The following is a 20,619-nucleotide window of genomic DNA, read 5'->3' as shown; positions in this document are numbered from 1 at the left end:
CCTTATCGATAGCAGACTACGCTCCGTCAGCTACCACGTGGGGCGGCTTCTACGGCAGCGCCGCCCCGCGTGGCCGCCAGCCCTGCAGCATCAACTCCAGCGCCTGCATGGCGTCGGCCAGACGTGAGGCAGGTGCGCCTTCCTCCGCTATCCAGAATGCCGCTTCGACGAGGCAGCCGTTGAGCACGCGGGCCAGCGCCTGGGGGCTTGCGCGAACGATCACGCCCTGCTCCATCAGCCCTTGCAGGTAATTGGCAACAAACTGGATGCACTTGCGGTGCTGCTCACCCTGGTCCGTGCCGGTGAGGACGGAGCGCGCATCCTGCAGCACGATGCGGCGGATCTCCGCCTCCTGCGCCATGGCCAGATAGGCGCGGCAATAGGCCAGAAAGCCCTCCCACGGATCGGTATGGGCCTGCAGCACGGCTTCGAGCCGCTCGTCCATTTCGGCATCCATCTGCGCCACCACCGCCGCCAGCAGGCCAGGCTTGCCGCCAAAGTGGTGGTACAGCGCGCCACGCGTCAGCCCCGCCTGCGCGGTCAGCTCGTCCATCGAGGCCTGCGCATACCCCTGCGCCGCAAACGCACGCCTGCCTGCCGCAACCAGTTTGGCGCGGGTGGCCTCAATCATGCTGGCGCGGCTTTGGCGCATGCTGGACTCCATTCACATACAAATCGTATGCCAATGATACGTCGAGGCACCGTCTTGCGTAGAATCACTCACATACGCTGCGTATGTATTTTCATGCGCCCTGCGCTGCGGCTGCCGCCGCCGAGTCTTTTCTGCACCGAGGTTTCGATGTTTCACGCCTACCGCCAGCTGTTTGCCGCGCCCGGCACCGCCAGTTTTGTACTGGCCGGCCTGATTGCCCGCCTGCCCTTGTCGATGACAGGTATCGGCCTCATCACCATGCTGTCGCAACAGCGCGGCGCCTATACGCTGGCGGGCGCCGTGGCGGCCTGTTTTGCACTGTCGATTGCCGTGCTGGCACCACGCATCTCCGCCCTGGTGGATCGCCGCGGCCAGCGCAAGGTGCTGCCCGTGGCCGCTGCAACCAGCGCCAGCGCCATGTTCGCCCTGCTGGCCTGCGCCCACTGGCAAGGGCCGGACTGGCTGCTGCTGCTACTGGCCGCGCTGGTAGGGAGCCTGCCCAGCATGCCCGCCATGGTGCGCGCGCGCTGGACGGTGCTGTACCGGGGCACGCCGCAGTTGCAGACCGCCTATGCGTTCGAAGCCGTGCTGGATGACCTGTGCTTCATCATCGGCCCGCCACTGTCCGTGGGACTGAGCATGGTGCTGTTCCCCGAAGCAGGCCCCATGGCTGCCGCGCTGTTGCTGCTGGCAGGCGTCACCCTCTTTGTGCTGCAGCGCCGCACCGAGCCCCCCGTCACTCCCCACGACCAGCAGGCACGCCAGCGTTCGCTGGTGCGCCACCAGCCCGTGGTGCGTTCGCTCGCACTGTTCATGCTCGCCCAAGGCATCATCGTGGGCACCATCGATGTGGCGGCCGTGGCCTTTGCCACTCAGCACGGCCAGCCTGCCATGGCGAGCGTGGTGCTGTCGTTCTACGCACTGGGTTCCTGCGTGATGGGCCTGGTGTTCGGGGCCCTGCGCCTGCAGATGCCGCTCCACCGCCAGATCGTCTGGGTGGGTGCTTCGGTGGCGATCACGGCCGTGCCGCTGCTGCTGGCCAGCAACCTCACGGCCCTGACCCTGGCCGTGCTGCTGGCCGGCATCACCTTCGGGCCCACGATCACCGTGGCCATGGGCCTGGTGGAGCAGCAGGTGGCAGCCAGCCGCCTGACCGAGGGCATGACCTGGCTGCTGACGGGCCTGGCCATGGGCGTGGCCCTGGGAGCGGCAGCCGCCGGCTGGGTGACCGACCACCTGGGCCCGCAGATGTCCTTTGTAGTGGCGCTGGTTGCGGGCGCGGCCATGTGGGCCTGGGGTGCGCAGGCGGGGCGCCTGGCCCGTCACGAAGCGCCTGCAGAGCACGCTGCCTGCACGGGCTGACCGGTTTCAGGCCAAGAGCCAGACCGCGGGTATCACCCCGCTACCAGCGGTTGGCGCGCAAGCGCAATGAAGGCCTGCAGGTAATCGATGTGCAGATCGGCTTCTCGTGCGCCCAGGTAGATCTGCTTGGCGATGCCCTTGGCGCCCAGGCGCAGTGGCACCACGGCCATCTTCTGCGCGTATTCCAGCGCCAGCCAGCGCGGCAGCGCTGCCACCCCACGGCCGCTGGCCACCATCTGCATCATGATGTCGGTGGTCTCGATGGTCTTGTGGCGCCGGGGCGTAATGCCCTTGGGCAGCAGAAACTGGGTATAGATGTCGAGCCGGTCCACCGCAACGGGGTAGGTGATCAGCACTTCGCGCGCCAGATCGGCAGGGCGCACGTAGCTGGCAGCAGCCAAGGGGTGCGTGGCAGCCACCACCAGCACCTGTTCGTAATCGAACACCGGCTCAAAGTGCAGGCCGGGCTTGAACAGGGGATCGGGCGTGACCAGCATGTCGATCTCGTAGCCAAAAAGCGCGCCAATGCCGCCGAACTGGAATTTCTGCTTTACGTCCACATCCACATCCGGCCACGCCGCCAGATACGGAGAGACGATCTTGAGCAGCCACTGGTAGCACGGGTGGCATTCCATGCCGATGCGCAGGCTGCCGCGCTCGCCCTGCGCAAACTGCTGCAGGCGCGCTTCGGCCAGATCGAGCTGTGGCAGCACGCGCCCTGCCACGGCCAGCAGGTACTGCCCGGCCTGCGTCAGGCGCAGGCTGCGGCCTTCGCGTAGCCAGATCGCGGTGCCCAGCTGGCCTTCCAGCTTTTTCATGCTGTGGCTGAGGGCCGACTGGGTCACGCACAGCACATCGGCTGCGGCGGTCAATGAGCCTTGTTTTTCAACCTCTTGAACGATGGCGAGATGGATACGTTCCAGCATAAGTGAACAAAATTCATTGATATGTGAAATAAAACCATTTTACTTCATACATCAAATCCCAGACGATGCGTCCGTCGCTCTCGGAACGTGCTCACGTTCACAGGCAGGGCCTGTTCATTGATACCGGAAGATCTGTATGACCACCATCCACAACCTCGGCTTTCCACGCATCGGCGCGCGGCGCGAACTCAAGTTTGCGCTGGAGTCCTACTGGAGGGGCGAATCCTCGCGCAGCGAGTTGAAGACACTGGGCGCCCAGCTGCGCGCACACCACTGGGCCAGCCAGCAAGAGCTCGATCTGGTGCCCGTGGGCGATTTCTCCTTCTACGACCAGGTGCTGGACATGAGCTTCACCCTGGGCAACCTGCCCGAGCGGGTACAGGGCTTCCATGGCGACGCACTGGACAACTACTTCCGCGTCGCCCGTGGTCGCTCGGCAACAACCGCAGAAGCCTCCGGCTCTGCCACGGGGGGCCACGCAGAACACACCGCCTGCTGCAGCGGTGGCGTGGCCGCCGGCGAGATGACCAAGTGGTTTGATACCAACTACCACTACATCGTGCCCGAGTTCACGGCAGGCACCCGGTTCCAGCTTGATGCCACGCGCCTCGTGGAACAATTGGCCGAGGCCCGCGCCCTGGGCGTGCGCGCCAAGCCGGTGATCATCGGCCCGGTGACTTACCTCTCCATCGGCAAGGCCAAGGACGGCTCCAGCAAGCTGGATCTGCTGGAGCGCATTCTGCCCGTCTATGCCGAGCTGCTGGACATGCTGGCCGCGCAGGGCGTGGAATGGGTGCAGATCGATGAGCCGATTCTGGTGACCGAGCTGGATGCCGACTGGCAGCATGCCCTCAACACCGCCTACCACCACCTCAAGGCCAGCAAGGCCAAGCTCCTGCTGACCACCTATTTTGGCGACCTGGCCGAGAACAAATACCTAGCGGCCAACCTGCCCGTTGCAGGCCTGCACATCGACGCCATCCAGGGCCAGGGGGATGTGCAGCAACTGCTGGGGCTGCTGCCGCCCCACAAGGTGCTGTCGCTGGGCGTGATCAATGGCCGCAATATCTGGAAAACCGATCTGGGCGCCGTGCTCGACTGGGTGGAACCGCTGGCCGAGCAGTTGGGCGATCGTCTGTGGATTGCTCCCACCTGCTCCCTGCTGCATGTGCCTGTGGATCTGGACAGCGAACAAAAGCTGGATGCCGAGGTCAAATCCTGGCTCGCTTACGCACTGCAAAAGCTGGATGAACTGCGCGTGCTGGGCAAGGCGCTGTCTGAGGGCCGAGCGTCCGTGGCGGCAGAGCTCGCAGCCAACGCAGCGGCGTTGCAGGCGCGGCGTAATTCGCCCCGCGTTCACAACCCTGCAGTGCGCGCCGCCGTGGCGCAGATCACTACAGCCCTGGGCCAGCGCCAAAGCGCCTACCCCGTGCGTGCGGCCAGGCAGGCGGCCCGGCTTGGCTTGCCCACCTTTCCCACCACCACCATCGGCTCGTTTCCGCAGACCGCAGAAATCCGCCATGCGCGCAGTGAATTCAAGGCAGGTCGGCTCGATCAGGATGGCTACCAGGCCGCCATGCGCGCCGAGATCAAGCGCAGCGTGCGCGAACAGGAAGCGCTGGATTTGGACGTGCTCGTGCATGGCGAAGCCGAGCGCAACGACATGGTCGAATACTTTGGAGAACAGCTCGACGGCTACGCCTTCAGCCAGTTTGGCTGGGTGCAGTCCTATGGTTCGCGCTGCGTGAAGCCGCCGATCCTGTTTGGCGACATCAGCCGACCCAAGGCGATGACGGTGGAATGGACACGGTTTGCCCAGTCGCTCACCCACCGCCCGATGAAGGGCATGCTGACCGGCCCGGTCACCATTCTCAACTGGTCATTCGTGCGCGACGACCAGCCACGCTGGCAGTCGTGCTACCAGCTGGCGCTGGCCATCCGCGAGGAAGTGCTCGACCTGGAAAAGGCCGGTGTGGGCATCATCCAGATCGACGAGGCCGCTCTGCGCGAAGGCTTGCCGCTGCGCAAGTCACAGTGGCAACAGTACCTGCACTGGGCCGTGGAATCCTTCCGCATTACCGCCAATGGCGTGGGCGACGAAACGCAGATCCACACCCATATGTGCTATTCAGAATTCAACGACATCATCGCGTCGATTGCCGACATGGATGCCGATGTGATCACCATCGAAACCTCCCGCTCGGACATGGAGTTGCTCGACGCCTTCGAGAACTTTCAATATCCCAATGAGATCGGCCCCGGCGTGTACGACATCCATTCACCCAACATTCCGACACAGGAACACATCGTGGGCCTCATGAAAAAAGCGGCAGAGCGCATTCCGGCGCAGCGCCTCTGGGTCAACCCCGACTGCGGCCTCAAGACACGCCAATGGGGCGAGGTACTACCGGCACTGGCGCAGATGGTGGCCGCAGCCAAGGTTTTGCGCAGCGCGGCACAGGATCACAGGGACGTGGTGAGTGCAGCCGCCTGACGGTACCGCGCGGGTGTGGCGGCAGTGCAAGCTGCCGCTGGCTCGCTCACCCCTCCTGCAGGCCAGCCAGAATCTGCGCCTTGCTGCGCTCCTTGAGTTCTGACAGCTTGCGCACCGTGGCGGCATGCGGCCGCGCCTTGCCCTGCTCGTACTTGTAGATGCTTTGGCCTGTTACCCCAACCAGGGCACCATATTGCGCCGCAGACAGCCCGATTTTCTGGCGGTGCGCCGCCAGGCGCGACGGACTGAAGCGCCGCTGGATGCCAGCTTCTGCCGCCTCACCCGTGCCTGCCTCTGCCTTGGGCGCCTGCCCGCCTTTGCTGGCCACCTTGCGCACCTCGGCGATTTCGCGCTTGAGTGCCGCAATGGCCGAGCGTTGCGCGCTCACCGCCTTGCGCAGGGATTCGATCTCTGCGCGGATTTCCTTGCGGGCCACGCGCGTGATCTCGGATTTGAGGAGTGCAGCAATGTTGGGCATGAGCCATTTTGCGGCAACTCCCCAATGTCTGGCAAATGGTGCAAGCCCCAGCCCATTTGCACGCCCCGCAAAACCCCGTCAAAAATAGTTGCCGAGCAAGGAGGCAACTTCAATCAGCAGCAGCACGGCAAACATGCGCGCCAGTCCGGAAAGGTCGGATTCCGGGCCCAGCACCTCTTCATCGCGCATGCCATAGGGACGATACATGGCAGATGCCGTGGGTATCAAGGCGACAGCCAGGCTGAACAGCAGCGTCTTGAGGGCGAACAGCCAGGTCACCATGGGGCTGAACACATTGCCGAACATGCGCGTATACAACTCCACCCCCACCAGGCTGAAGCCATAGACACTGAAATACACCATGACCAGCGACACCACGCAGGACAGCGCTGCGAGCGTGACGGATGCATACATGCTGGCCACCACCAGCGGCAGCATCTCGCTGCGCACCGGATCGAACCCCTGCGCGCGCAAGCGGTCAAAGTGCCCGCTCTCACGCAGACGCGCCAGCGTGGCGCCCGCCGGAATGGAGCAGCGCATGGCCACAAACAGCGCTGCGGTGAGCGGAATCAACTCCAGCACCAGCACGCGGATCACCATCTCGACGGCCACGCGCGAGAGGCCGTAGCTCGTTGCGGTCACGAAGACGATGCGCGCCACCACGAGGCACAGCAGCGCGGCCAGCGCAGTAAACCCCAGCAGGATGGGAGCAGTATCCACATACATGCGTCGCAAAAGCCGCGCGCGGGTCACTGCGCCGTAGCTGCTGGGCGTGAGCAGCATCACCAGCACGACGGCGCCCAGGTACACGATGCGCGACCAGGCCACCACCCAGCGCTGCGCGGTGCGCCAGAGGCGGTGGGGCCATTGGGGTTGAAGCAGGCTTGCCAACATACGAAGAATCATAGGCCATGAACAGGGCTGGCCAACCCGGGCGCCATCTCCACCCACACCCTGCAGATCCCGGTGAGCCATGCCAGCGCCGTATAGAACCCAGGCGCTGCAGACATTCAACGCCCACCCATACCAGGCGATAAGCTATATATTTAATAGCAAATTTCTATCCAACCAATGCGCGGCAACGGCACCGCGTCAGACATGCCGCTTGACGGCTGAGCCTACGGTGGCTCCCAGGTCCTGCGTATCGGCACGCCGGTGCAATGCCTCGATGGTGCGGCACACGCCAGAGTGGCCATCGCAGCAATCCCTGAGGGCGACCAGCTCCTTCTCCAGGGTCTGCAACTCCTGCAGGCGCTCGCGCACATGGTGCAGGTGCGCATCTACCGTCGTGCGGGCGGCGGTGCAGTCTTCCGTACTGTGCCAATCGAGGGCGAGCAAAGAACGCACTTCGTCCAGGGACATGTCCATGGCCCGGCACAGGCGGATGAAGCGCAGTTGGTGAATCTCTGCATCGCTATACAAACGATAGCTGCTCTCGCTTCTGGCGCCAGCGCTGAGCAGGCCTTCTTTCTCGTAATAACGGATATTGGCGGCCGACACGCCCGAGCGCGTAGCCGCTTCGCCGATTTTGTAGAGTACGCCGGTTGCAACCATGGCTTGACTTTGAAGTGACTTTAAGGTTTCCAATCTTCGCATGAGCGATAAAAACCTGACAGCCCCTGCCCATTTGGATCTCCACTCGGACTCCTCTTCGCGCGCCAATGCGCACACCCATTCACACGCCCACACGCATACCGGCGAACAGGGCCATGCCCACCGGCATGATCACCAGGCGCATGGGCACCACGGCCCGTCCGTCACCAGCGCTGCGGCTGGCAACTGCACGCCCGCCAAGGGTGTTGCGGGGTGCTGCGACTGCGGCACCATCGACCTCAGCTTTGGCAAGCGCAAGGCAGCGCAGGCCAATGCACACAACCACGAGAGCCATGACCACGCCAGTGAAGGCGGCGATGACCATGGCCACGACCACGGTGCCCTGCCCGGTTGGGGCCGCATCGGCGCGGCCCTCGTAGCAGCCGTGGCGGCCGAAGCCTTTCATTGGGCCAGCGGCGAGCCCGGCAGCGCCAACTACAACGTGCTGCACTATGGCGGAATGGCGCTGGCCCTGGTGGCCATTGCACTTTCAGGCCTCGGGGTCTACAAAGCCGGCATCAAGGGCCTGCTGCAGCTCAAGCTGGGCATCCACGCACTGATGGCGGTTGCCGTCACTGGCGCCTTCATCATCGGCCAATGGCCTGAAGCGGCCATGGTGATGGCGCTGTATGCCGCTGCCGAACGCATTGAAGACATGGCCATGGACCGTGCACGCAATGCCATCCGCGACCTGCTGAACCTCGCTCCGCAAGAGGCCGATGTACTGCAGCCCGACGGCAGCACGCAGCGCATGCTGGCCGCCGATGTGCCCATGGGCTCGGTGGTGCGCATTGCACCAGGTGCACGCGTTCCGCTGGACGGAACAATCACCCAGGGCCAGAGCGCGGTCGACCAGGCGCCCATCACCGGCGAAAGCGCGCTAGCAGAAAAATCCGTGGGCGACCCTTTGTATGCAGGCAGCGTCAACCAGCAAGGCGAGCTGCAGATGCGTGTGGACGCTGCCCCCGAGCAAAGCCTGATCAGCCGCATCGTGCGCGCGGTGGAGGAAGCCCAGGCCTCCAAGGCGCCCACGCAGCGCTTTGTGGACCGCTTTGCCGCCATCTACACGCCTATCGTGCTGCTGCTGGGCATTGCGCTGGCCGTGATCGCCCCGTTCGCCATGGGCTGGACCTGGACACAGTCCATCTACCAGGCTCTGGCGCTCCTGGTGATTGCCTGCCCTTGCGCGCTGGTTATCTCCACGCCGGTTACGGTGGTGAGCGCCCTCACCGTTGCAGCCAAGAATGGCGTGCTGATCAAGGGCGGCAGCGCACTGGAAGGTGCCCGCAACCTGCGCGCCATTGCCATGGACAAGACCGGCACCCTGACCACAGGACAACCCCAATTGATGGGGGTTCAGGTGTGGGGCAACCTGCCCTCGGGTGAAGAGGAGCGCATCGCCTGGCAACTGGCAAGCCGCTCCGACCACCCGGTCTCGCGCGCCATTACAAATGGGCTGGAATCATCCTTCGCCCACACCTCCAGCCACAATACGCAGGATGTAGAGGCGCTACCGGGCCGGGGAATGGCTGGTACCGTTGACGGTTCGCGCTATGTGCTGGGCAATCTCCGCCTGATGCGCGAAATGGGCATTGCCAGCGAAACCCTGGAAGAAGCGCTGCAACGCCACGAGCAGCAAGGCCATACCGTCACACTGCTCGCCGATGAGCGCTCGGTACACGCCATCTTCGCCGTCGCCGACCCGCTGCGTGCACAGGCGCCCGAGGCCGTGCGCCAGCTGCAGACGGTGGGCGTGCAGCCCGTGGTGCTCAGCGGCGACAACGGCACCACCGTGGCCACCATCGCATCGCAGGCCGGTATCTCGCAGGCGCAGGGCAATCTGCTGCCAGAAGACAAATTGCGCATCCTCGGCGAGATGCAAACCAGCACCGGCCCGACCGCCATGGTGGGCGACGGCATCAACGATGCCCCGGCCCTTGCCAAGGCAGACCTGGCTTTTGCCATGGGTGGCACCCACGCCACCGACATGGCGATGGAAACCGCCGATGTGGTGCTGATGAACGACGACCTGCGCCGCATTCCGCAGACCGTTGCGCTGTCGCGCCATGCCCACGGCGTGCTGTGGCAGAACATCACCCTGGCGCTGGGAGTGAAGGTGGTGTTCTTTGTACTGGCACTGACGGGCAATGCCAGCATGTGGATGGCCGTGGTGGCCGACATGGGCGTGAGCCTTCTGGTCGTGGCCAATGGCCTGCGCCTGCGGTTGTGGAAGGGCTTTGCCCAGTAAGGCATCCCTCGGGAGCACCTTAAGAAAAAGCGCGGAAGTATCCGCGCTTTGTTTTTGGCGTTATCACCGCCACATGCATAACTGAACAATCGGCAAGAGCGCCGGTCGGCGTCTCAAGGCTGCCTGTGCGCAGCCTTCCACTGCTGCACGGCTTTGAGGGTCTGCTGTACATGCTCGATCGGATCGCTGCCTTCGTGCATGAACAACACCTTGCCATTGGGCGCAATCACATACGAGATGCGCGATGCCGTGCCTGGGCGTGCGGCCGATCCTGCATCGTAGGCCTGGATGGTCTTTGCGTCCGGATCAGACGCCACGACAAACTGATCGCGGCAGGCCTCGGTCGAGAATTTCTGCAAGGTGGCGATATCGTCATGCGATATACCCACCACCCGCGCACCCGAGGCGGCAAATTGCGGCGTCGCCTCGGCAAAGGCATGGGCCTCCACGGTGCAGCCCTGCGTGAACGCCTTGGGAAAGAAGTACAGCACCACCGGCCCACCCTTGAGCGCAGCGGCCATGTCAAACGGTTGCGCCTTGCCCGCCAGGGCCGACTGCGTAGTAAAGACAGGCGCCGTGGCCCCCACCGCCAACGCGGCATGTGCCGGTGCAGCCAGCCACAGCATGCCGGTTGTGGCAAGCACTGCTGAAATCATCTTGAAAGCCATCGTCCATCCTTTCCGTACTGTTTGCACCAAGCCGCAGCCTTTGATGCGGCCTTCGTATTTAGGCAGCACGGTCAGCGCGCTTTTCGCGCACCCTCCGTAGCCATTGCATCACAGGTTCGCCGCAGCGAAGTCACCCAACGGTCACAAACCCATAGAATACGCAACTTGGCGTGATGGCATGCATCATCACCGCATTGACCGCATATATACCCTCCCACACCTTGCAACTCGCCTGCGGCATGCGATGGTGTGATTTTTACAGGAGACAAACCCGATGATCCAACAAGTTCTGCGTTGTGGCGCTGTGGCCGTGGCCCTGAGTGCCGCTGCCGTGGCCCATGCCCAAGCCCCCGCCAGTGACTACCCCGGCAGCAAGCCGGTGCGCATGATCGTGCCCTTCCCACCGGGCGGCGGCACCGACATCCTCTCGCGCATCATTGCGCAGAAGCTGACCGAGCACAACCACTGGACCGTGGTGGCCGACAACCGCGCAGGCGCGGGCGGCACCATCGGCATCACCGAAGCCACCAAGGCCCAGCCTACCGGCTATGACATCGTGATGGGCCAGAAGGACAACGTGGTGCTGGGCTACTACCTGTACAAGGGCCTGCCCTGGAACCCTTCCAAGGATCTGACGCCGATTGCCCACGTGGCCTACTCGCCTGTCATCATCGCCACGGCGGAAACCAGCAAGTTCAAGACCTTGAACGACGTGATCGCTGCAGCCAAGGCTGACCCGGGCAAGATCACCTACGGCTCGCCCGGCAATGGCACCAGCATCCACATTGCGGGCGTGTTGTTTGAAAAGGCTGCGGGCGTGAAGCTGACCCACGTGCCGTACAAGGGCTCCAACCCGGCCCTGGTCGACACCCTGTCGGGCAATGTCGATCTGCTGGTGTCATCGGTGCCATCCGCCATCGGCCAGATCAAGGCTGGCAAACTGCGCCCGCTCGCCGTCACCTCTGCCAAGCGCAGCTCGTCGCTGCCCGATGTGCCTACCGTGGCCGAGCTGGGTATGAAGGGCTTTGACGTGAGCACCTGGTACGGCCTGTTCGGCCCCAGGAACCTGCCCGCGCCCATCGTCACCAAGCTGAACACCGAGGTGAACAAGCTCCTGGCCGACAAGAGCGTGCAGGAAGCCATCCAGGCTCAGGGTGCCGAGCCTCAGGCCATGTCGGTGGCTGATTTCGACAAGTTCTTCCACCAGGATTTCAAGGATTCCAAGGCCATCGTCGAATCGTCGGGCGCAGCGATCCAGTAAAACCGATTGCTTCCCAATAGATAGCTGCCCGCGCTTGGTACACAAGCGCGGGCAGCCTTTTTTCTAGATTGCAAAAAAAGCGCAGGCAGGCTCAGGCGTCATCGCCCTGAAAGGCCCGGCGCCGCAAGGTCACCACCAGCGTGTCGCGGTGGCCTCCCGATTCATCCAACGGCTGAATGGGCGTGCTCTCGTGGATCATGCGGGCGTCATCGAGCAGCATCAGCGACCAGGGCTCGGTCAGGGTAAAGCGCAGGCCTTGCGGGCCGGTGGCATCGAACACACGGGTTTCGCCGCCCTTGATATTGGTGCGCCCCACCAGGAACACTGCCACCAGATCGACGCCATCGCGATGCGCACCCTCCGGCGTCGGACGGCCAATGCCGTCAGTGGTGTCAATGCGGAACTGGTGCGCCTCGGTGTACCAGGCTTCCTCTGCCCCGGTACCAAACAGTGCATTGGAAGTGCGTCCCAGCGCCAGCAGCAACTGTGTCCAGGCGGGGTTGTCATTGGTGGCAGGCAACACCGGCTCGAACCAGCGCTGCATGCCGCCATGCAAGGCGTTGTACTGCACTGGCTGCCAGTGCGCCCGGTGCGCCACGGTGTGCACGGCGCCCGATTGCACCACATAGCAGGAATGGCGGCGCTTGCGATAGCGCCCACCATCCTTCAGGTAGGCGTCGTCCGGCATGCCATTCCAGCTGTCAGCCAGCTGGGGCAGCAACTCGCCATCACACTGCGCCCATTGCGCAACGGTGGCAGGGCTGAGCACTGCATAACCGTATGCACGCAAGGTGCTGTCTACGCTTTGCGCGTCGCAATAAGGAGGAGGAAAGGCTTGCATGTTGGTTCTTCTTCAGAATGCGAGGAGCTTAGGCTTCACACAATGGCATTGCACCACGATGGTGTTTTCCGGCCTTCACATAAAAATGTGGGGCTGCGCACACACGCAGCCCCACGCGGAGCCCTCCCTCCGCTGAAGTGTTTGGCAGCCCGGCAAGACACCCTGCTTGCATTTCATCTTTGCAGACCCTGCTGCTTCGAATACAGGCTTGCAGAAGCCCAAGATCCATGCGCTTCTGCCTCTTTGCCCCCAACGGTATTGATTTTATGGAAATTCAAGGGATGGGTTAACAATTATTAATAATTGACACGGTTTTTTATTAACTGAAATCAATAATGCAACGGCTTGGACGTAAAAAAGGCCCCTCAAGGGGGCCTTTCTGGTATAGAGCGCGCTAGCCTCGCCGCAGCATCCATGCGCAGGGCGATGCGCCGCAAGCGCTTACTGGCGCACCACCAGCACCGGGATAAGACTGTCACCGAGCACACGTTGCGTCACGCTGCCCAGCACCAGCTTTTCCAGACCCCGGCGGCCGTGGGAGCCCATCACGATCAGATCGGCACCGGTTGTCTTGGCGGCTTCCATGATGCCGTCATGCACCGAGTGGCCTTCGCCCATGACGGTATCGACCGGGATACCCGCTTGCTCCATGGCAGATTTGACGCTGTCGAGCGCTGCATGCGCATCGGCCGTTGCAGCGGACAGATATTGCGCCTGGCCATAGGCGAAATCGGCGCCCACGCCGGTGAATGGGTAGGGGTCGATCACATAGACAGCAGTGACCTGGCTGCCGAACACCTTGGCAAGCCCTGCAGCCTTGTTGACTGCCAGCATCGATGTGGGTGAGCCATCGACCGGAACCAGAATGTGTTTGAACATGGCATCTACTCCTTCTAGTTGTTGCGCTTGTTATCGGTTGTACCGCAATTCAGAGGGCAGGGCAAACTTGGAACGCAGGAAACAATGGACGGACGTACGGTGATTGCAGCTGTCTGCGCTGCGTCAAAAGTAAGCGATTCACAATGACCGAAGCCTGCCCATCGCGCGCACTCACGGTGCAGCGATGTAGAACATCGTGGCGCTCGACAGTCCTGGCGTGCTCGCTGTCATGCACTTGATTGCCAATGCAAGGCGCCTCTCCATAATGTCAGCACACCGGGTTCCGATGCTGCAATGGCACCCACCCCTCCTTCATACAAAAAGGCCGTTCATGTCCACCACCCTGCGCCCCCTGGGCCGCTCTCCCCTTCAAGTTTCGCCCCTGTGTTTTGGCGGCAATGTGTTTGGCTGGACAGCCGATGAATCCACCAGCTTCAGCCTGCTGGATGCCTGGCTCGACGCGGGCATGAACTTTGTCGATACCGCCGATGTGTATTCGCGCTGGGCCCCTGGCCACCAGGGCGGTGAGTCCGAGACGGTCATTGGCAAATGGCTGCGCAAATCGGGCAAGCGCCACCAGCTCGTGCTGGCCACCAAGGTAGGCAAGGAAATGGGCGAAGGCAAGGTTGGTCTGCACCCCGACTACATCCGCCAGGCCGTTGATGCTTCGCTCAAGCGCCTGCAGACCGATTACATCGATCTATACCAGACGCATGACGATGACCCCAATGTGCCGATCGAAGATGTGATGGGAACCTTTTGCGAGCTCATTCAGCAAGGCAAGATTCGCGCAATCGGTGCCAGCAACTACAGCGCCGCACGCCTGGCCCACGCCTTGCAGACCAGCGAGAAGCATCGCCTGCCGCGCTACGAAAGCCTGCAGCCCCTCTTCAACCTGTATGACCGCGCCGTGTTCGAGAAAGAGTTGCAGCCGCTGTGTGTGCAAAACGGCGTGGGCGTGATCAATTTCTATTCTCTGGCTGCGGGCTTTCTGACAGGCAAGTACCGCACGGCAGCAGATGCCAGCAAGAGCCCCCGCGGCGCCAAGACCACCAGCCTGTACCTCAATGAACGCGGCCTGCGCATTCTGGCTGCCATGGAAGAGGTGGGCGCACGCACGGGAGCCGAACTTGGAGAAATTGCAGTCGCCTGGGTGATGCGCCAGCCCGGCATTGCATCGCCCATTGCCAGTGCCTCCAACATGCAGCAGATGCAATCGCTCATCAAGGCAAGCCAGCTGCAGCTCGACAATGACGCCATGGCCCGCCTGGACGCCGCCAGCGCCGAAGCCTGATTGCTATCAAAAAAGGATTGATAGCGCGCACCAGCTGTGCGCTGGCGACCGGTTTTCTCTAAATCTTCAGCAGTTGCGGCAGTAGCTCCGCCGATGTGCCTTGCAACCGCACATCGGCCACCTGATCCAGCCCGGTAGCCTGAGGGTTGATGATGACCACACGGGCACCGCCGCGCGCGGCGATATGCGCCAGCCCGGCGGCTGGGTACACATTGCCGGAGGTGCCGACCACCAGCATCACATCACAGCCCTTGGCGGCATCCTGCGCCTGCTGCAGTTCGGCATGCGGCAGGCTCTCGCCAAACCAAACCACGGCAGGACGCAGGTAGTTGCCGCAGCCAGGGCATTGGGGCGGGCCGTCATCTTCGGTAAAGCGCATGTCGCAGCAGGGCCGGGCTGGAAGCAGCCAGCGGCTGTCCATCAGGTTGCCGTGCAGGCACAGAACCGCACTGCTGCCCGCGCGCTGGTGCAGGCCGTCTACATTCTGCGTCACCAGGGTGATGCGCTCGGAGTGCTGCGCCTGCCACTGCGCCAGTGCGAAGTGGCCCGCATTGGGCGCCACTTCGGCCACCAGCCGGCGGCGGTACTGGTACCAATCCCACACCCGTTGCGGATGGGCCAGATAGCCCGCTTCACTCGCCATCTCTTCGGGGCTGAACTGTGCCCAGAAACCCGTCTGCGCATCGCGAAAAGTGGGTACCCCCGACTCGGCGCTCACGCCCGCGCCCGTCAGTACCAGCAGGTGGCGTGCATCCGCAATCCATTGGGCCACCTGAGCGATGTCGGTGGCGGCAGGTGGCAAGGAGGTATGGCTAGGAGCAGCTGGCATGCTGGAAAGCGTGAAAAACGGGGAGCCAGCATACGGCATGTGCAATGCACGACGGCGACGCTGCGGCATCGAGGATTGCACTCCAACGCGGCTGCATAGAGATCATAAACACGTTCTTAGATGCCCTTTTCCACCATGGCCAGAAGCCGGATCCCCAAAGCCTTGCGCTGCTCTGGCGTGGCACCGCGCAATGGCCCATCGATGCTGAGCATCGCCATGCCGTGCACCGTGGACCAGGCGAGAAACTCTGCCCCCGGCCTGCGCTCTGGCGGCAGTACGCCAGCGGCTGCCATGGCATCGAGTGCATAGCTCAGCAACTCATACGGGTTGAGGCCCTTGTCTGCCGTGCGGCTAGGGTCTGGCGGTACTTCCACATCAAAGGCACCGGCGGCAAACGCGGTACGGAACCAGCCTGTCTCGGCTTCTGCAAAGCGCAGATAGCCCCGCCCTACGGCTGCCAGCAGACCGCGCGCACGCACAACCGCGTCAGGCATCTGCTCGGCAACCTTCATCTCCTGCTCTATCGCCTGGGCCAGCGCCCCCAGGGCAGCGGCGCGCACCGCCTCAAACAAGGCCAGGTGGTTGGCAAAGTGACGGTAGGCCGCATTGGGCGCCACGCCCGTCAGCCTGCTGACTTCACGCAAGACAACGGCCTGGGGGCCGCCTTCGCGCGCCAGCGCCAACCCCGCCGCCACCATCGCCTGGCGTAAATCTCCGTGGTGGTATCTCTCTCTCGGACTCATTCGCAGTCAATCGGTCATCAAGCGGTTGTACAACGGGGAATGTCGAAAAAACGACTGCTTACACCCCGAAACCGCCTGTTTGGAAATAAATGTGGACACTGTTCATTTTAAGCTGCAAAATGTGTGTACAGCGTCCACATCAACCTTTGTTTGCAGTCTTTGCGAGCAAAATTTCCACCCAGGAGAGAGACCGTGCAATTCATTCCCTATCTCAATTTCGATGGTAACTGTGCAGAAGCCATGGCCTTCTACGCCAAGCTGTTTGGCGGCCAGATCGTGCACCAGTCCACCTTTGGCGAAATGCCGGCCCATGAAGGCATGCCCCCACTGCCCGAGTCTGCCAAGAACCGCGTGATGCATGCCATGCTGCAGGTGGGCGCGCAGTCCATCATGGCTTCGGACACCATGCCGGCCATGCCCGGCCAAGGTGCCGAAGGCTGTGGCGGCGGCTACCAGAAGCCCCAGGGCCTTTGGGTTTCGATCAGCGTCGAGTCGGTGGCCGAAGGCAAGCGCGTGTTCGATGGCCTGACCCAGGGCGGCCAGGTCGCCATGCCTTTTGAAGCGACCTTCTGGTCGCCCGGCTTTGGCATGGTGACCGATCGCTTCGGCACCCCCTGGATGGTGAACGTGGCGGCCTGAGCGGCACTGCCCTTTCCGCCTGGAGGCCCGACATGACCCCGCACCGCACTGCATCGCGTGAGCAATGGCTGAGCGAAAGACTGGCCTTGCTCGCAGAAGAAAAGGCACTGACACGCCAATCGGATGAACTGGCCCGCAAGCGCGCTGCGCTGCCCTGGGTTCGCATCGACAAGGACTACCGCTTTGACACCGAGCAAGGTTCTGCATCGCTGATCGATCTGTTTGGCGGACGCTCGCAGCTTCTGGTCTACCACTTCATGTTCGGACCCAGCTACCAGGCCGGGTGCCCCTCCTGCTCGGCCATTGCCGATGGCTTCAACGGCACCCAGACGCATCTGCAGAACCATGATGTGGCGTTCTGGGCTGTGTCGCGCGCGCCGCTGGCTGCTTTGCTGGGCTACCGTGAGCGCATGGGCTGGCATTTTCCGTGGGCTTCGTCGTCGGGCAGCGATTTCAATTTCGACTTTGGCGCTTCGTTCACGCCCGAGCAGCAGGAGTCGGGCATCGTCTACAACTACCAGGCTGAGCCACCGGTGCCGCGTGCAGCGATTGACGATGCATCCATTCCCAGCCGCGCCACGCCCGATGGCGCCTCTCGCGGTGCCTCATCGGCCAGCACGGACGTTGCCTCCTATGCGCGCGAGCGCCCGGGCATGAGCGCCTTTGCCATGCAGGATGGCGAGGTGTTCCACACCTATTCGGCCTATTCCCGGGGGCTGGATGCGCTCTGGAGCGTCTACACCTGGCTCGACCGCGCCCCCCTGGGGCGCAACGAGCAGGAATACTGGTGGCGCCGCCATGACGACTATGACGCCCAGCCGGCTGCAGCATGCTGCTCCTGCGCGAAAGGCTGAGGCTCTCATTCAGACGGCACGGTACGGCCTTCATACAGCGTTAGTACTGCTTTACCGTGCCAGTTCCTTCATTGATTCAGGAGTTCACGATGAAACCCAATCCCGTTGTCTGGTTCGAGATATACGTCAGTGACATGGCGCGTGCCAAGACCTTCTACGAAGCAGTATTCCAGACCCGGCTGGAGCCGCTGCCAGCCCCCTCGGGTGGCGCCAGTGGCATGCAGATGCTGGCGTTTCCCAATGACATGAACACCGGCGGCGCTGGTGGAACGCTGGTCAAGATGGATGGCGTTTCACCCGGAGGCGGCGGCACCATGGTGTACTTTGGGTGTGACGATTGCGCCGTGGAGCAAGCCCGGGTCGAGAAGGCTGGCGGAAAGGTGCACCAGGGCAAGTTTGCGATTGGCGAATACGGCCACTGCGCCATCATCCTCGATACCGAGGGCAACATGATTGGCCTGCATTCCATGAAGTAGACGATCGCTTGGCTGCCTCATGGCCATCACGACCACAGGCGGCCTTCCGATTACGCCTCGCCCCTCTTCAACCCCTTTGTATCGGCTCTCCCATGCCCTATACCGCCAGTTGCCACTGCGGCCAGACCGCGTTTGAATTCGAGGGTGACATCCAGCAGGCCCTGGCCTGCAATTGCTCCATCTGCCAGCGGCGCGGCTCGCTGCTGTGGTTCACGCCTCGCACATCTCTGCGCTTGCTCAAGCCCTTGCAGGATGCCACCTACCAGTTCCACAAGCACAAAATCACGCACCATTTCTGCCCGACCTGCGGGATCCACACCTTTGGCGAAGGCACAGCGCCCGATGGCACGGCCATGGCCGCCATCAATCTGCGCTGTGTCGAGAACATCGATCTGAACGCCATTCCCGTGCACCACCACGATGGCCGGGCCATGTAACTACCAGGAAACAACCATGACTCAGCGCAACGGCAATACCTTCATCAGTACACGCCACATCGCAGCCACGCCGGAGAAGGTGTTCGCCGCCATCCAGTCGCCCGAGCGGCTGGCACGGTGGTGGGGCCCTGCGGGCTTTACCAACACCGTGCAGCGCTGCGACATGCGGCCCGGTGGGCACTGGGTGTTTGACATGCACAGCCCGGATGGCAAGACCTATCCGAACGAAAACATCTTCGAGACCATTGATCCGCCTCAAGGCAGTCAACCCGGGCTCTTTGTGCTGCGCCATATCGCGCAACCCCTGTTTCGACTGACGCTGCGGGTGCAGGCCGACGGTGCTGGCACCCAGGTGGATTTCGTGCAGGTGTTGGACAGCGCCGAAATGGCGCAGCAGTTGGCGCCTATCGTAGAACCAGCCAATGAACAAAACCTGGATCGCCTGACGGCCGAAGTCATGGCGCTCTGATGGCGCATCTGAACCCGACCCATGACTGACGCCCACCCTCCCTCCTCACGCCACCGTTGGCTGGCCCTCGTCGTACTGTGCCTGGGCGAGCTGATGATCGTGCTGGACTCCACCATCGTGAATGTGGCCCTGCCCTCCATCCGCACCGACCTGGGCTTTGGCGAGACCGAACTGGTCTGGGTGGTCAACGCCTACATGCTCACTTTCGGCGGTTGCCTGCTGCTGGGCGGGCGCCTGGGCGATCTGTACGGCCACCGGCGCGTTTTTCTGGCCGGTTTGGCCTTTTTCACCCTGGCCTCGCTGGTATGTGGCCTCGCGCAGAGCAAAGGCGTGCTGGTAGCAGCCCGCGCCATCCAGGGGCTGGGCGGCGCCGTGGTTTCTGCCGTGGCGCTGTCGCTCATCATGAACCTGTTCAGCGAAACCAATGAGCGCGCCCGCGCCATGGGGGTGTATGGCTTTGTCTGTGCGGGCGGCGGCAGCATTGGCGTGCTGCTGGGCGGCCTGCTGACCAGCGTGAGCTGGCACTGGATCTTTCTGGTCAACCTCCCCATTGGCGTAGCCGTGTATGTGGCCAGCCTGCGCCTGCTGGCACCATCACCCGCCTCGACCACCCGCCAGCGGCTCGATGTGGCGGGGGCGGTGACCGTCACGCTCTCCCTCATGCTGGCCGTCTACGGCGTGGTCGGTGGCAACGAGGCTGGCTGGTCGTCGCCGCAGACCTTGGTCACCCTGGGTCTGTCGGTCGTGCTGATGCTTGCGTTTTTGGCCATTGAATCGCGCACGGCGCACCCGCTGGTGCCGCTGAGCTTGTTCAGACGGCGCAATATCGTGGTCTCCAATGTCTGCGCCGTTCTCTGGTCGGCAGGCATGTTTGCCTGGTTCTTCATGTCGGCGCTGTATCTGCAGCAGGTGCTGGGCTACACCCCCATGCAGGTGGGCCTGGCCTTTCTGCCCGCCAATCTGGTGATGGCGGTGCTGTCACTGGGCTGGTCGGCCAAGCTGGTGATGCGCTTTGGCATCCGCATGCCTCTGGTGGCAGGCCTTGCACTGGCGGCTCTGGGTCTGCTGCTGTTTGTCCGCGCGCCCGTGGCGGGCAACTTCTGGGTGCATGTGTTTCCCGGCATGGTGCTGCTGGGCGTGGGTGCAGGCATTGCGTTCAACCCCATGCTGATGGCGGCCATGCACGATGTCGAGCCGGACGACGCAGGCCTCGCCTCGGGCCTCGTCAATACAGCCTTCATGCTGGGCGGGGCACTGGGCCTGGCAGTGCTGGCCAGTATTGCTGCGGCGCACAGCCAGTCGCTGCTCACCACCGGGCACGATGCCATCGCTGCGTTGAATGGCGGCTACCAGCTCGCGTTTGCGGTTGGTGCCTTTTTTGCCCTGTTGGCGGCGGTGCTGGGCGGCGCTATGCTGCGTGCAGATCTGCACGCCGACGCCGATGCCCCGGCCATCGCCCACCATTGAATGACACCC

General features: G+C 63.0%; 21 protein-coding genes. 11 read left to right on the top strand and 10 right to left on the bottom strand.

What is annotated here, in order from left to right; translation table 11 throughout:
• Window positions 1-49: 49 nt before the first annotated feature.
• Entirely contained in the window at window positions 50-652 is a 603-nt protein-coding gene (locus tag ABIE32_RS05280; protein WP_429014530.1) for a TetR/AcrR family transcriptional regulator, read from the bottom strand.
• 147 nt (window positions 653-799) lie between these two features.
• Between ABIE32_RS05280 and ABIE32_RS05275 the strand changes: the two genes are divergently transcribed.
• Complete coding sequence (locus ABIE32_RS05275) at window positions 800-2,014, top strand: MFS transporter (protein WP_429014529.1); 1,215 nt, start codon at window positions 800-802, stop codon at window positions 2,012-2,014.
• A gap of 32 nt (window positions 2,015-2,046) precedes the next feature.
• On the opposite strand, the gene ABIE32_RS05270 is transcribed toward ABIE32_RS05275, so the two are convergent.
• Window positions 2,047-2,940, bottom strand: a complete 894-nt coding sequence (locus ABIE32_RS05270; protein ID WP_429014528.1) for a LysR family transcriptional regulator — start codon at window positions 2,938-2,940, stop codon at window positions 2,047-2,049.
• 136 nt (window positions 2,941-3,076) lie between these two features.
• On the opposite strand from ABIE32_RS05270, the gene metE reads away from it, so the two are divergent.
• A complete protein-coding gene (gene metE / locus ABIE32_RS05265) occupies window positions 3,077-5,434 on the top strand; it encodes a 5-methyltetrahydropteroyltriglutamate--homocysteine S-methyltransferase (RefSeq protein WP_429014526.1) in 2,358 nt (785 codons plus the stop codon).
• Between the two features lie 46 nt (window positions 5,435-5,480).
• Here the strand turns inward: metE and ABIE32_RS05260 are convergent, their stop codons facing one another.
• The 3 genes from ABIE32_RS05260 to ABIE32_RS05250 all read right to left on the bottom strand — a co-directional run bounded on the left by ABIE32_RS05260 (window position 5,481) and on the right by ABIE32_RS05250 (window position 7,466).
• On the bottom strand, window positions 5,481-5,912 hold the full coding sequence (locus tag ABIE32_RS05260; protein WP_224152131.1) for a helix-turn-helix domain-containing protein: 432 nt from the start codon (window positions 5,910-5,912) through the stop codon (window positions 5,481-5,483).
• Between the two features lie 78 nt (window positions 5,913-5,990).
• On the bottom strand, window positions 5,991-6,806 hold the full coding sequence (locus tag ABIE32_RS05255) for an MlaE family ABC transporter permease (protein ID WP_224152130.1): 816 nt from the start codon (window positions 6,804-6,806) through the stop codon (window positions 5,991-5,993).
• A 198-nt stretch (window positions 6,807-7,004) separates the two neighbouring features.
• On the bottom strand, window positions 7,005-7,466 hold the full coding sequence (locus ABIE32_RS05250; RefSeq protein ID WP_429014524.1) for a Cd(II)/Pb(II)-responsive transcriptional regulator: 462 nt from the start codon (window positions 7,464-7,466) through the stop codon (window positions 7,005-7,007).
• Between the two features lie 40 nt (window positions 7,467-7,506).
• Here ABIE32_RS05250 and ABIE32_RS05245 point away from each other — a divergent pair, with 40 nt between their 5' ends.
• On the top strand, window positions 7,507-9,753 hold the full coding sequence (locus ABIE32_RS05245) for a heavy metal translocating P-type ATPase (protein WP_429014522.1): 2,247 nt from the start codon (window positions 7,507-7,509) through the stop codon (window positions 9,751-9,753).
• 113 nt (window positions 9,754-9,866) lie between these two features.
• Here ABIE32_RS05245 and ABIE32_RS05240 read toward each other — a convergent pair whose 3' ends face one another.
• A complete protein-coding gene (locus ABIE32_RS05240; protein ID WP_429014521.1) occupies window positions 9,867-10,421 on the bottom strand; it encodes a peroxiredoxin in 555 nt (184 codons plus the stop codon).
• A gap of 274 nt (window positions 10,422-10,695) precedes the next feature.
• Here ABIE32_RS05240 and ABIE32_RS05235 point away from each other — a divergent pair, with 274 nt between their 5' ends.
• A complete protein-coding gene (locus tag ABIE32_RS05235) occupies window positions 10,696-11,682 on the top strand; it encodes a Bug family tripartite tricarboxylate transporter substrate binding protein (RefSeq protein ID WP_224152126.1) in 987 nt (328 codons plus the stop codon).
• A gap of 91 nt (window positions 11,683-11,773) precedes the next feature.
• Here ABIE32_RS05235 and ABIE32_RS05230 read toward each other — a convergent pair whose 3' ends face one another.
• On the bottom strand, window positions 11,774-12,523 hold the full coding sequence (locus ABIE32_RS05230) for a 2OG-Fe dioxygenase family protein (RefSeq protein WP_377779391.1): 750 nt from the start codon (window positions 12,521-12,523) through the stop codon (window positions 11,774-11,776).
• 441 nt (window positions 12,524-12,964) lie between these two features.
• On the bottom strand, window positions 12,965-13,402 hold the full coding sequence (locus tag ABIE32_RS05225) for a universal stress protein (protein WP_429014519.1): 438 nt from the start codon (window positions 13,400-13,402) through the stop codon (window positions 12,965-12,967).
• A gap of 331 nt (window positions 13,403-13,733) precedes the next feature.
• Here ABIE32_RS05225 and ABIE32_RS05220 point away from each other — a divergent pair, with 331 nt between their 5' ends.
• A complete protein-coding gene (locus ABIE32_RS05220; RefSeq protein WP_224152123.1) occupies window positions 13,734-14,696 on the top strand; it encodes an aldo/keto reductase in 963 nt (320 codons plus the stop codon).
• A gap of 58 nt (window positions 14,697-14,754) precedes the next feature.
• Here ABIE32_RS05220 and ABIE32_RS05215 read toward each other — a convergent pair whose 3' ends face one another.
• On the bottom strand, window positions 14,755-15,525 hold the full coding sequence (locus tag ABIE32_RS05215; protein WP_429014517.1) for an SIR2 family NAD-dependent protein deacylase: 771 nt from the start codon (window positions 15,523-15,525) through the stop codon (window positions 14,755-14,757).
• 116 nt (window positions 15,526-15,641) lie between these two features.
• Entirely contained in the window at window positions 15,642-16,268 is a 627-nt protein-coding gene (locus ABIE32_RS05210; RefSeq protein ID WP_224152121.1) for a TetR/AcrR family transcriptional regulator, read from the bottom strand.
• 192 nt (window positions 16,269-16,460) lie between these two features.
• On the opposite strand from ABIE32_RS05210, the gene ABIE32_RS05205 reads away from it, so the two are divergent.
• The 6 genes from ABIE32_RS05205 to ABIE32_RS05180 all read left to right on the top strand — a co-directional run bounded on the left by ABIE32_RS05205 (window position 16,461) and on the right by ABIE32_RS05180 (window position 20,610).
• Window positions 16,461-16,907 carry a VOC family protein gene (locus ABIE32_RS05205; RefSeq protein ID WP_429014514.1) on the top strand — a complete coding sequence of 149 codons (447 nt, stop codon included), beginning with the start codon at window positions 16,461-16,463 and terminating at the stop codon, window positions 16,905-16,907.
• 32 nt (window positions 16,908-16,939) lie between these two features.
• Entirely contained in the window at window positions 16,940-17,761 is an 822-nt protein-coding gene (locus tag ABIE32_RS05200; RefSeq protein WP_429014512.1) for a DUF899 domain-containing protein, read from the top strand.
• Window positions 17,762-17,850: 89 nt separating this feature from the next.
• On the top strand, window positions 17,851-18,237 hold the full coding sequence (locus ABIE32_RS05195) for a VOC family protein (protein WP_224152118.1): 387 nt from the start codon (window positions 17,851-17,853) through the stop codon (window positions 18,235-18,237).
• A gap of 92 nt (window positions 18,238-18,329) precedes the next feature.
• On the top strand, window positions 18,330-18,674 hold the full coding sequence (locus ABIE32_RS05190) for a GFA family protein (protein WP_429014510.1): 345 nt from the start codon (window positions 18,330-18,332) through the stop codon (window positions 18,672-18,674).
• Between the two features lie 16 nt (window positions 18,675-18,690).
• Window positions 18,691-19,143: an SRPBCC domain-containing protein gene (locus tag ABIE32_RS05185; protein WP_429014508.1), complete on the top strand. Its 453-nt coding sequence runs from the start codon at window positions 18,691-18,693 to the stop codon at window positions 19,141-19,143.
• A gap of 21 nt (window positions 19,144-19,164) precedes the next feature.
• On the top strand, window positions 19,165-20,610 hold the full coding sequence (locus ABIE32_RS05180; protein ID WP_429014506.1) for a DHA2 family efflux MFS transporter permease subunit: 1,446 nt from the start codon (window positions 19,165-19,167) through the stop codon (window positions 20,608-20,610).
• The last annotated feature ends 9 nt before the right edge of the window (window positions 20,611-20,619 follow it).

The organism is Comamonas sp. 4034, assembly GCF_050434545.1.
Classification (GTDB): domain Bacteria; phylum Pseudomonadota; class Gammaproteobacteria; order Burkholderiales; family Burkholderiaceae_C; genus Comamonas; species Comamonas odontotermitis.
The sequence above is the reverse complement of the archived record's forward strand: the minus strand, read 5'-3'. Positions and strand labels throughout refer to the sequence as shown.